Annotated in this window: 7 protein-coding genes; 5 read left to right on the forward strand and 2 right to left on the reverse strand. The window is 64.3% G+C overall.

What is annotated here, in order from left to right; all coding sequences use genetic code 11:
• Positions 1 to 8: 8 nt before the first annotated feature.
• The gene (rpoS, locus tag AB4Z19_RS10995) at positions 9 to 1,022 is read left to right on the forward strand and encodes an RNA polymerase sigma factor RpoS (RefSeq protein ID WP_442035254.1); all 1,014 of its coding nucleotides are present in this window, start codon (positions 9 to 11) and stop codon (positions 1,020 to 1,022) included.
• A 208-nt stretch (positions 1,023 to 1,230) separates the two neighbouring features.
• On the forward strand, positions 1,231 to 2,574 hold the full coding sequence (gene rlmD, locus AB4Z19_RS11000; protein ID WP_442022923.1) for a 23S rRNA (uracil(1939)-C(5))-methyltransferase RlmD: 1,344 nt from the start codon (positions 1,231 to 1,233) through the stop codon (positions 2,572 to 2,574).
• On the opposite strand, the gene AB4Z19_RS11005 is transcribed toward rlmD, so the two are convergent.
• Positions 2,575 to 3,510 (reverse strand): alpha/beta hydrolase family esterase, encoded by a 936-nt coding sequence (locus AB4Z19_RS11005; protein ID WP_442022924.1) that lies wholly within the window; start codon positions 3,508 to 3,510, stop codon positions 2,575 to 2,577.
• Positions 3,511 to 3,544: 34 nt separating this feature from the next.
• On the opposite strand from AB4Z19_RS11005, the gene AB4Z19_RS11010 reads away from it, so the two are divergent.
• From AB4Z19_RS11010 to pbpC, 3 genes are read left to right on the forward strand one after another with little or no spacing between them, the layout of a single operon-like run.
• The gene (locus tag AB4Z19_RS11010) at positions 3,545 to 3,931 is read left to right on the forward strand and encodes an Ig-like domain-containing protein (protein WP_442022925.1); all 387 of its coding nucleotides are present in this window, start codon (positions 3,545 to 3,547) and stop codon (positions 3,929 to 3,931) included.
• 21 nt (positions 3,932 to 3,952) lie between these two features.
• Positions 3,953 to 9,271 (forward strand): alpha-2-macroglobulin family protein, encoded by a 5,319-nt coding sequence (locus AB4Z19_RS11015; RefSeq protein ID WP_442035255.1) that lies wholly within the window; start codon positions 3,953 to 3,955, stop codon positions 9,269 to 9,271.
• Positions 9,268 to 11,355, forward strand: coding sequence for a penicillin-binding protein 1C (gene pbpC, locus AB4Z19_RS11020; RefSeq protein ID WP_442035256.1), 2,088 nt, complete (start codon positions 9,268 to 9,270; stop codon positions 11,353 to 11,355). Before AB4Z19_RS11015 ends, pbpC begins: the two co-directional genes overlap by 4 nt.
• Here the strand turns inward: pbpC and AB4Z19_RS11025 are convergent.
• Positions 11,348 to 12,274, reverse strand: coding sequence for a LysR family transcriptional regulator (locus AB4Z19_RS11025; RefSeq protein ID WP_442035257.1), 927 nt, complete (start codon positions 12,272 to 12,274; stop codon positions 11,348 to 11,350). The genes pbpC and AB4Z19_RS11025 overlap by 8 nt on opposite strands.
• Positions 12,275 to 12,315 lie beyond the last annotated feature (41 nt).

A 12,315-nucleotide genomic window follows, 5' to 3' on the forward strand; every position in this document is an offset into this window, starting at 1 on the left:
TACTACCCATGACACGCTCGCCGCACGACCAGATGGATGAAGACTCGCTGCCGGACGAGTTCCAGGACGAGGCGAGCGAAGATGTGGTGATCGATTCCGCCGAAGAGGAAGGCGGTGATGCATCGGTCGAAGTAGGCGCGGTGCTGGAGAGCGTCGACGAGCTGAAAAAAGTGCTGGCGGCGGAACTGTCCACCGACACCACCCAGCACTACCTGAACCAGATCGGCACTCGTCCGCTGCTGACGGCGCCGCAGGAAGTCCACTACGCCACCCTGGCCAAGCAGGGTGATTTCGCGGCCCGCCAGACCATGATTGAGCACAATCTGCGTCTGGTGGTGTCGATCGCCAAACACTACATCAACCGCGGCGTGGTCCTGCTCGACATGATCGAGGAGGGCAATATCGGCCTGATGCGCGCCATCGACAAATTCGAGCCCGAGCGCGGTTTCCGTTTTTCGACTTACGCCACCTGGTGGATTCGCCAGAGCATCGAGCGCGCCATCATGAACCAGGCGCGTACCGTGCGCCTGCCGGTACATATGGTGCGTGAGCTGAACCAGATCCTGCGCGGCAAATACCAGCTGGAGTCGCAGCACCACAACGGCAAGGACGCCACCGCCGAGGACATCGCCGACCTGGTGGGCCGTCCGGTGGAGGAGGTGCAGGATATCCTGGCCCTGTCCGAGCACGCTACCTCGCTGGATGCGCCGCTGGATAACGATCCCCAGTCCTCGCTGATGGACATGCTGCCCGGCGATTCGGACGAAAGCCCGGACTCCAAAGCCGAGCACCACGAAATGACGGTGCTGGTGCGCGACTGGCTGACCAAGCTGCCGGATAAGCAGCGCATTGTCATCATGCGCCGTTTCGGCCTGGATAACGACGATCCGGCCACGCTGGAAACCTTGGCCGAGGAAATGGGCGTGACGCGCGAGCGGGTGCGCCAGATCCAGCAGGAAGCCCTCGTCAAACTGAAGCGCGCCATGGCGGCGCGCGGCGTGGTGCGCGATTCCCTGCTCTAAACCCAAGGCGTGAACCTGGTGCCTGCCACAACGTGGCAGGCACCCCGCCGAAGTCCGCGGCCGGAAATAAGGTGGCAGGCACCCCGCCGAAGTCCTCGGCCGGAAATAAGGTGGCAGCCACAGCGTGGCTGCCACCAGAATTTGCCTTGGGTTCTGCTATCATAGCGGGCTTTAAGCGCGCCATGCGCCGGCTGCAATCTTAATCGCTATGCAAGACAACACCATCATCGAAATCAAATCCCTGGACATGGACGCGCGTGGCGTTGGCCACATCGACAATGAAGACGGCTCGCCGGGCAAGGTGGTGTTCATCGAAGGCGCGCTGCCGGGCGAGAAAGTCAGCTTCGAACTGCTGCGCAAGAAAAAGAACTGGGAGCAGGGCCGCATGACGGCGCTGCACAAGGAATCGTCCTCGCGCGTAAAGCCGAAGTGCGTGCATTTCGACTATTGCGGCGGCTGTTCCATGCAGCACCTGGAGCCGTCGGCCCAGGTGGCGATCAAGCAGCGCGTGCTGGAAGACAATCTGTGGCATCTGTCCAAGGTCAAAGCCGAGACCATGATGCGTCCGATGTACGGTCCGACCTGGGGCTACCGCTACCGCGCGCGCCTGTCCTCGCGCTACGTGGCCAAGAAGGGCACGGTGCTGGTTGGCTTCCATGAGAAGAAGTCGGTGTTCGTGGCTGACATCCAGAGCTGCCAGATCCTGCCCAAGCATGTGTCGGACATGTTGATGCCGCTGCGCGCGCTGATTCAGTCGCTGACCATCTTCGACAAGGTGCCGCAGATCGAGCTGGCCATCGGTGAAGACAATACTGTGCTGGTGATGCGCAATATGGTGCCGCTGGGCGAGGGCGACGAAGCCAAGTTGAAGGCCTTTGCCGACGAATACAAGATTCAATGGTGGCTGCAGCCGAAAGGCCCGGACACCGCCTATCCGTTCTACCCGGCAGACAAAGAGCTGTATTACACACTGCCGGAATTTGGCATCAAGATGCCGTTCAAGCCGACCGACTTCACCCAGGTGAACCACCACATCAACCGCGTGCTGGTGCACAAGGCACTGAACCTGCTTCAGGTGCAGAAGGACGAGCGCGTGGCCGACCTGTTCTGCGGCCTGGGCAACTTCACCCTGCCGCTGGCAACCCAGGCGCGCGAAGTGGTCGGCATCGAAGGTTCGACCGCGCTGACTGAGCGCGCGCTGGCCAACGCGAAGGTGAATGGCGTGGATGGCCATACCACCTTCCAGTGCCGCAACCTGTTCGAGATCACCAAGGACGACCTGATCGCCCTCGGCAAATTCGACCGCATGCTGATCGACCCGCCGCGCGATGGCGCCATGGCGCTGTCGCTGGCGCTGGCGGAGCTGAAGGAAAGCAATCCGGACATGCTGCCGAAGCGTATCGTCTACGTTTCGTGCTCGCCGTCCACGCTGGCGCGTGACGCCGGTGTGCTGGTGCACCGCGCCGGCTACCGCCTGACGCAAGGTGGCGTGATCAATATGTTCCCGCACACTTCCCACGTCGAATCGATGGCGGTGTTCGAACTCGCTTAACTAGCGGTGTTTGTCGCGGAAGAAGTTCCACGCTTCTTCCGCCGTTTCAAAGTCCGCATTCTGTGCGCCCAGCAGGGCGTTCACATACCACTGCATGCGGTGGGCGATGCTCGGTTCCGAGTGGCCGCCTTTTTCCACCTTGATGAATTCGACCTGCCGGTCGGCGCCCCAGACATAGCGGCGTGCCGACGTGTCGCCTGATTCCGGGCGATGGGGCAGGGCGCTTTCCTGTGCCGCATCCGGCAGCTTATCGACGTTGCGCCAGAGGGCAAGCGTGTCGTCCACGCTGATGGCCGAGCCGCGTCCGCGCAGCAGGAAGTGCCCGACTTCACCACCGGCGTAAGGTGCAATCTTGTCGGCCGTGCCGTGTACCACCAGGACCGGCATCGGCTGCGTGGGCGCGGCGCACAGGCTTTTCGCCGGCCATAGCGCGGCAACCGCGGCGATGCCCGCGATCTTTGGCGCCAGTTCCACGCCGACCCGGTAGGTCATGCCGCCGCCGTTCGAGGTGCCCATCACGTACACGCGGGCCGGATCGGCGTTGTGCTCCTGGATGGCCTTGTCGATCAGGGCATTGATGAAGCCCACATCATCGGTTTTGGGATTGGTGCCCGCATCGGCGCGGCAATCGTTCCAGCCAGTCTTGTCGTCGCTGCCCTTGCTGCCATCGGGCGCAATCACCAGTACCTGCTCGCGGTCCGCGATGGCAAGCCATTGCTGCATTGGCGCGTTCAAGCGCTCCTTGCCGAATACCACGCTGGCAGACGCGGTATGACCGTGCAGCACGATGACCAGGGGCCGCTTGCCGGACGCTGTTTGCTGCGGCGTGGCCAGCAAATAATGGCGCGGCCCTTCGGGGCGCTGCAGGTCGGCAGAGGTGATGGTGGCGGCCTGCAAACTGCAAGGCAGGAAGGCCAAAGCTGCAAGGATTTTCATGCGAAAATGGTAACACAACGACCCTCGTGGAGCGATGATGCGTATCCTTTCCGCAGTCCTTTGCCTGCTTGCGCTGCCAGTCCTGGCAAGCGCTCAATCCATCACTTCCTTTTCGCCCGAGGGCACCATCAAAGAGGTGCGACAGGTCAAGGTGCGCTTCGATACGCAGATGGTGGCCTTCGGCGATTTGCGCCTGGACGACCCGATGGATGTTGAATGTACGGAGAAGGGCAAGGGACGCTGGATCGATGGCAGCAGCTGGAGCTACGATTTCGAGCGTGATCTGCCGGGCGGCGTGCGCTGCAAGTTCACGCTCAAGGCGGGCCTCAAGGATCTGGCGGGCGCACCGCTGACAGGGCAGACCTCCTACACCTTCGATACCGGCGGCCCCGCCATCATGCAGTCGCTGCCGCGCGGGTAGATCGACGAAAACCAGGTCTTCGTGCTGGCGCTGGACGCGGTGCCGGACGAGCGCACCATTGAAGCCAACGCATGGTGCATGGCCCAGGGCATCAACGAGAAAATCCCGGTGCGCCTGCTGAAGGGTAAGGAGCGCGACGAAATTCTGGCTGCGCGCAAAAGCTTTATCGATCGCCAGCTGCATATCTATTTCGCGGCGCGCGGTGTGGTGTGGAAGGCGTCGGCGCGGGTGAAGAATCCGGCGCAGGAGAAGCTGCCGCTAGCGGTGCTTCAGTGCCGTCAAACGCTGCCGATGGACAGCGCGGTGTCGCTGGTCTGGGGCGCCGGCATCGCCACGGAAACGGGAATCGCCAACACGCAGGACCAGGAGCTGCGCATGCGCACCCGCCCGGACTTCAAGGCGGACTTCTCCTGCGAGCGCCTGAAGCGCGACGGAAATTGCATCCCCATCCTGCCGATGAACCTCTATTTCACCGCGCCGGTCAGCATGGCCGATGCGAAGGCCATCACGCTCACTGGACCGCGCGGCATGAGCTGGCAGCCGGTCGTGCCGAAAGAAGAGGAGAAAGCCAGCCATGTGAGCTATTTGACCTTCAAAGGGCCGTTCCCGGAAAAATCCACATTCAAGCTGCAGCTGCCGGCAGGGATGAAGGACGATGCTGGCCGCGTGCTGAGCAACGCCAGCCGCTTCCCGTTGACCGTGAAAACGGACGAGGAACCGCCGCTGGTCAAGTTCCCAGCCCGCTTCGGCATCATCGAAGCGCGCGGCGACCGCATGCTGCCTGTCACGGTGCGCAATATCGAAGCGGCGATCGCCGCGCGCCTCGCAAAACCTGGCGCGGTGGCACCCGCGTCCGGCCCCGTTGCAGGCGCTGCCGCCGCAGCGGGTGGCAGCGCCGCGCCAACGGCTGCGACCGCGCCGGCCGCGCCCGTGACTGGTTCCGTCCTGCGCGTTGCCGCAGGCCAGGATATCGACGTGATCAAGTGGATGAAGCGCCTGGGCGGCGGCAGTGACGGCTGGCAGCCTTCCGACCAGTACAGCTACGACATGGCGACGCAGCTGCTGAAGAAAGAAGGAACTCCTATCACGCTGCCTAAGCCAAATGGACGCGCCGCGTTTGAAGTGATCGGCATCCCTCTGCGCCAGCCTGGCTTTTATGTGGTTGAACTGGCCAGCCCCAAACTGGGCAAAGGCATCACGCCGAAGGGAGGCACGGCATACGTGAGTGCCGCGGCGCTGGTCACCAACCTGGCAGCACACTTCAAGCACGGCGCGCACTCGTCGATCGTCTGGGTCACTACACTGGACAAGGCACGGCCAGTCGCCAAAGCGCAGGTGGCGCTGCGCTCCTGCGACGGCAAGCTGCTGTGGCAGGGCACGACCGACAGCAACGGCATCGCACGCATCAACGATGAGCTGCCGGATGTCGCCTGCGGCTACAACCACCACTACTTCGTCAGCGCGCGCAGTGGCGGCGACTTCACGTTCACGCTGTCCGACTGGGACCGCGGTATCGAAAGCTGGCGCTTCAATCTGCCCGTGGATGGACCGACTGCCGACAACGTGATCGCCAGCACTGTCTTCGACCGCACCTTGCTGCGCGCGGGCGAGACTGTGCACATGAAGCACATCCTGCGCCGCCATGTGCAGCAAGGCTTTGCGCTGGTCAAAGGTCCGGACAAAGTCTTCCTCCTGCACGAAGGCAGCGACACCAAATACGAGCTGCCTTTGAGCTGGAACGCCAACGGCAGCGCTGCCAATGACTGGCCCATTCCGCAGGACGCCAAGCAAGGCTGGTACGCCGTGCTGCTGGATGGCCGCGAAGCAGGCCGCTTCCGCGTCGAGCAGTTCCGCGTGCCGACCATGAAGGCGACCCTGCAGGGGCCAAAAGAACCGGCAGTTCAGCCGAAACAAATAACGCTGGACGCGCAGCTGATGTATCTGTCCGGCGGTGCGGCAGGCGGCGCGCCCGTCAAGCTGCGCACCATGGTCGAGCCGAAGCCGGTGCAGTTCAGCGATTACGATGGCTTCAGCTTCGCAGCAGGCGACGTGAAGGAAGGCGTTGAGCGCGCGGCGCCTGCATTTGACGAGGACGAGGGCGATTTCGAAGAAGGCGAGGGTGGCGAAACGGCGGGCGCTGTTGCCACGCGCAGCCTGACGATGGACAAGGCGGGCGGCGCGCGCATCACGATCGAACAGCTGCCAGCGATTACCACGCCGCGCGATCTGCTGGCTGAAATGTCCTGGCAGGACGCGAACGGCGAAACGCTCAGTTCCTCCACGCGCATCCCGCTGTGGCCATCAGGCGTGGTAGTCGGCATTCAGCCCGATGGCTGGGTGGCCAGCAAGGACAAGCTGAAGTTCACCGTCGCCGTACTGGACGTGCAGGGCAAGCCAGTCGCCAACGCCCCGGTCACGGTGGACTATTTCCGGCGCCAGACCTATTCGCACCGCCGCCGTTTGATCGGTGGCTTCTACGCCTACGAGAACAGCAGCGAAATCAAGGCTCTTGGCCAGGCCTGTCGCGGCAATACGGACGCCAAGGGCTTGCTGATCTGCGAAGGGAAGGCGCCCGAATCGGGCAACCTGATCCTGCGCGCCGCGTCGCAAGATGGCGAAGGCCGCCGCGCCGTCACCCAGCGCGAAACCTGGGTGGCTGAAGGCGAGGACTGGTGGTTCGGCGCCACCGACAGCGACCGCATCGATCTGCTGCCCGAGCAGAAACGCTACGAGCCGGGCCAGGATGCCAGCTTCCAGGTGCGCATGCCGTTCCGCGAGGCGACTGCGCTGATCACGGTCGAACGCGAGGGCGTGATCGATACGTATGTGCGCCAGTTAAGCGGCAAAGAGCCAGCCTTCACGATTCCGGTGAAAGCCAACTATGCACCAAACGTGTATGTGTCCGCGCTGGTGGTGCGCGGCCGCGTGGCCGGTGTGGCGCCGACCGCGTTGGTCGATCTTGGCAAACCAGCCTACAAGCTGGGTATCGCGCCGCTGCGCGTGGGCTGGTCCGCCAATGAGCTGAAAGTGCAGATCGCTGCGGACAAACAGGTCTACAAAGTGCGCGACAAGGCGGCCGTAAAAGTCAGCGTGCGCCGCGCTGATGGCAGCATTCCGCCAGCCGGCACCGAGATCGCGCTGGCGGCTGTCGATGTCGGCTTGCTGGAGCTGATGCCCAACACCAGCTGGGATCTGCTGGAAGCCATGATGCAGCAGCGCCGCCTGCAAGTGCAGACGGCCACCGCGCAAATGCAGGTGGTCGGCAAGCGGCACTTCGGCCGCAAGGCTGTTGCGCACGGTGGCGGCGGCGGCAAGGGGGCAGGCCGTGAACTGTTCGACACGCTGCTGTTCTGGAACGCGCGCATCGTGCTGGACGCAAACGGTGAGGCGACCGCCCAGGTGCCGCTGAACGATTCATTGACCGCTTTCCGCATCGTTGCCATCGCCACCGGTGGCGCTGAGCTGTTCGGCACGGGCCGCACCGATATCCGCAGCACGCAGGATGTGATGCTGCTTTCCGGCCTGCCGCCGATGGTGCGCGAGGGTGACCGCTTCCGCGCGGGCTTCACACTGCGCAATACGACAGAAGCGCCGCTCAAGGTCGAACTGGTGGCCAGTGTCTCCGGCAAGGCCTTGCCGGTGCAGAGCGTGACAGTGGCGCCGGGCGAAGCGCGCGAGATCGGCTGGGACTACGCGGTGCCAGCCGGTGTGACCGAACTCGCCTGGGACGTGAGCGTCCGCGCCGGCGACAATTCGTCGGGGGCCGACAGGCTGCGCGTCAAGCAGGCCGTCAAAGCCGCTGTGCCGGTGCGCACGCTTCAGGCCACATTGCTGCAGCTGGACGGCCCGCAATCGATGAAGGTCGCCGCACCAGCCGACGCGATGCCTGGCCGCGGCGGCGTGCAGACCCTGTTCACGGCGCGCCTGGCTGACGAATTGCCCGGCGTGCGCGAGTACATGCAGCTCTATCCCTACACCTGCATCGAGCAGCAGGCTTCGCGCGCCGTTGCGCTGCGCGACGCGAAGATGTGGGACGCCACTGCCGGCAAGCTGGCCAGCTATCTCGATGAGGATGGCCTGCTCAAATACTTCCCGATGATGGAGCGGGGCAGCGATGCGCTGACGGCCTATGTGCTGTCCGTAGCCGACGAAGCCGGCTACGTGGTGCCCGAGATGCAGAAAGCCCGCATGCTCGATGCGCTGGAAGGCTTTGTCTATGGCCGCATCGTGCGCGGCTCGCCGCTGGCGACGGCCGATCTGGCTGTGCGCAAGCTGTCCGCACTGGAAGCCCTGTCGCGGGTGAAGCGTGTGAAGCCGAATATGCTCGAATCCTTCACGATTGCGCCCAATTTGTGGCCGACGTCCGCTGTGATCGACTGGTACTTGATCCTTCAGCGCACGCCGTCATTGCCGGAGCATGCAGCACGCATGAAGGAGGCCGACCAGATCCTGCGCACCCGCCTGAACCTGCAAGGCACGATCATGACCTTCTCGACGGAACGCAGGGACGACTGGTGGTGGCTGATGGTATCCACCGACGCCAACGCGAACCGCCTGATGCTGGCCGTGCTTGACCAGCCATCGTGGCAGGCCGACATGGGGCGTCTGGCGCGCGGCGCATTGAGCCGTCACAAGAAAGGCCATTGGAGCACGACGGTGGCCAATGCCTGGGGTGTGCTGGCGCTGGAGAAGTTCTCGAAGAAATTCGAGTCCGAGCCGGTCGCCGGCAGCAGCACCGCGGCGCTGGCGGGCGCCAGCAAGAGCGTGACGCTGACGACGGATACGAAGAACGCCAGTGTGCTGCTGCCTTGGCCGCGCGGCACGGAGGAACTGCAGCTGAAGCATACAGGCACCGGCAAGCCCTGGGCTACGGTGCAGAGCCGCGCCGCGATTCCGCTGAAGGAGCCGCTGTCGAGCGGCTACACGATCCGCAAGACCATCACGCCAGTCGATCAATCGTCCAAAGGCTCATGGTCGCGCGGCGATGTGTACCGCGTGCGGCTGGAATTGGAAGCGCAGAGCGATATGACCTGGGTGGCGGTGGATGATCCGATTCCGGCCAGTGCGAGTGTGCTGGGCACGGGATTGGGCAGTGATTCGAAAATTCTGACCACCGGCGAGAAGCAGCAGGGCGGCTGGGTGTGGCCGGCCTTCCAGGAGCGCACCTTCGAAGCCTTCCGCAGCTATTTCGAGTATGTCCCGAAAGGCAAATGGACGGTGGAGTACACGGTGCGCCTGAATAATCCCGGCCAGTTCGTGCTGCCGCCGACGCGCGTCGAAGCGATGTATAGCCCGGAGATGTTTGGCGAACTGCCGAACGCTCCCGTGACGGTGAAATGAAGCGCTGCGCATTTGCACTGCTGCTGCTCGCAGGGGCCGCCTCCGCCGCGCCGAGCTACGAGCAGGTCAGGGCGGCCTGGCGCTCGTCCGACGCTGTCCTGCTGGACCGCCACGGCGAGCCGTTGCAGACGCTGCGTATTGGCCTGCAGTCGCGGCGACAGCAGTGGACCATGCTGACTGACATATCGCCCGCGCTGCCGCTGGCCGTCTTGGAGGCAGAGGACCAGCGCTTCATGCAGCACAGCGGCGTGGACTTGCAGGCGATGGGGCAGGCGGCCTGGGACAATCTGTTCCGCAAACGTCCGCGCGGCGCATCCACCATCACGATGCAGCTGGCGGCCATGCTCGATCCGCATTTGCAGCCCGCCAGTGCAGGCGGACGAACCCTGTCGCAGAAGTGGGACCAGATGAAGGAAGCGCGCGAGCTTGATGCCGCCTGGACCAAGCAGCAGATTCTGGAGGCTTATCTGAATCTGGCGAATTTTCGCGGCGAGCTGCAAGGCGTGGGCGCCGCCGCGCATGGCTTGTTTGGCAAAGAGCCGTCGGGCCTGACGATGGGCGAATCGGCCATCCTCGCGGCCCTGCTGCGGGGGCCGCAAGCAGCGCAGAAGATGGTCGCGCGGCGCGCATGCGCGCTGGCGGCAGAGCTGAAGTCAACCACCAGCTGCCGCGATATCGAGGCAGATGCCATGCTGGCCTTCAACCGTCCTCCCGTCATGCCGGCATTGCCGCCAGCCGCGCATGCCGCACGCCTGCTGCTTAAATCGCCCGGACAACAGGAGCGCAGCACTCTGGATGCGAACTTGCAGCACTACGCGCAGGATGTGCTGCGCCAGCAGATCATGTCCCTGCGCGAACGCAATGTGAATGATGGCGCGGTGCTGGTGCTGGATAACGCCAGCGGTGAGATCCTGGCCTACGTCGGCAATGCAGGCGGCACGGAAGTCGATGGTGTCGCCTCACTGCGCCAGGCCGGTTCCACGCTCAAACCTTTCCTGTACGAGCTGGCGCTGGAGCGCAAGCTGATTACCGCCGCTTCGTTGATGGACGATTCGCCGATCGATATTTCGACCAGCTCCGGCCTCTACATCCCGCAGAACTATGACCGCGAGTTCAAAGGCTACGTCAGCGCGCGCACCAGTCTTGCGAGTTCGCTCAATGTGCCGGCTGTGCGTACGCTGGTGCTGGTGGGACTGGACCGCTTCAATGAGCGCCTGCATGCGCTGGGTTTCGACAGCCTGACCGAGTCGCCGGACTACTACGGCTATTCGCTGGCACTGGGCTCCGCCGAAGTCACTTTGCTGGAATTGGCCAACGCCTACCGCACGCTGGCGAACGGCGGCAAGCACAGTCCGATCACGCTGCGCCTCAATGTGAAGCCGGAGGCAGCGCGCGCGGTGCTCGATCCGGCTGCGACGTTTGTGGTGGGCGATGTCCTGTCGGACCGCGCCGCGCGCAGCCTGACCTTCGGGCTGAAGAATGAGTTGGCCGCGACTTACTGGGCCGCCGTGAAGACGGGCACCAGCAAGGACATGCGCGACAACTGGTGTATTGGCTACAGCACGCGCTACACGGTCGCGGTGTGGGTCGGGAATTTCGTGGGACAGCCGATGTGGGACGTCTCCGGCGTAAGCGGCGCAGCGCCCGTGTGGCGCGACGTGATGGACTATCTGCACCGCAGCGCGCCCGCGCCGGCGCCTGTGCCGCCGCGCGGCCTGGTGCAGCGTGAGGTGCGCTTTCAGCCAGCCGTGGAGCCCGCGCGCGCCGAGTGGTTCCTGAATGGCACGGAGACGCCGGAAGTAGTGCTGGTGGCCGAACACCAGCGCGCGCCGCGCATTCTCTATCCCGCCGACGCCAGCATCCTCGCATTGGACCCGGATATCCCACAAGACCGACAGCGGGTGGTGTTCGAAGCGCAGGCTGCGCAAGGCCTGCAATGGCAGCTCAACGGCCAACTGCTCGGCCCCGCCGACCGCAGTTACAGCTGGCAGCCGACGCCGGGTGAGCATGAGCTGATCCTGACCGATGGCGCGAAAGCCATCGCGCGCGCTACGTTCCACGTGCGAGGCGAAAAGCTTAATTGAGCAGGGCCTCTTGCGCGTAGGCCTTCATGTGATCAATGAAGGCGCGCAGTTTTGGCATGACCTGTGCACGGCTGGGAAAGTAGATGAAAAGGCCGGGGGACGAAGCCGCGTAATCCGCCAGCACTTCCACCAATTGCCCGGACGCGAGTTGTTCGGCGGCCAATGGCGCGGGCAGTTGCGCCAGGCCGGCGCCGCCGAGCGCCGCGGACAGCATGGTCGGCATATCGTTGACGATCATTGAGCCCGTCACCGCGAGGTCGTGCGGGCCATCGGCCTCCAGAACGCGCCATGGCGCCACGGTGCCGTTGGAGCGCCGTATCCTCACGCAGGAATGGTTGGCCAGATCGGCTGGCGTGGCTGGGTGCCCGCAGCGCGCGAGATAGTCCGGGCTGGCAAGCATCGCGAGGCGCAGGGGAGGCGTGAGGCGCAGCGCGACCATGTCCGGGTCGATGAATTCGCCCATGCGGATGCCTGCGTCGAAGCCATCCCTCGCCAGGTCTGCCAGTTCTTCGCTGGCGACCACTTCCACCACCACGTCGGGGTAGCGCGCGCTGAACGACGCCAGCACCGGCTGCAGAATGATCTGCACCACCGAGCGCGGCACCGTCAGGCGCAGCAGGCCGGAGGGTTTGGCGCCCAGTTCGCGTGCGGCCGCGGTTGCGGACACGATAGCGTCGAAAGCGGGGCGCGCCTGCTCCAGGAAGCGCTGGCCCGCTTCCGTCAGGCCTACGCTGCGCGTAGTGCGCGTGAACAGGGCGACGCCCACGCGCGCTTCCAGCGCCCGCACGGCCTGGCTGATGGCGGAGGGCGTGATGTCCAGATCGGCGGCAGCCTGGCGAAAACTGCGGCGCTCGGCCACGCGCACGAAGGCTTCCACGCCGTCCAGCGCTCCACGGGGGATTGTGTAGTCCTGCTTCATAGTGCGTGCAGATTAGCCCCGTTTATCCCGCGGTGCAAGCG

The organism is Pseudoduganella sp. RAF19, from assembly GCF_052114165.1.
In the GTDB taxonomy this organism is placed as follows: Bacteria; Pseudomonadota; Gammaproteobacteria; order Burkholderiales; family Burkholderiaceae_D; genus Rugamonas.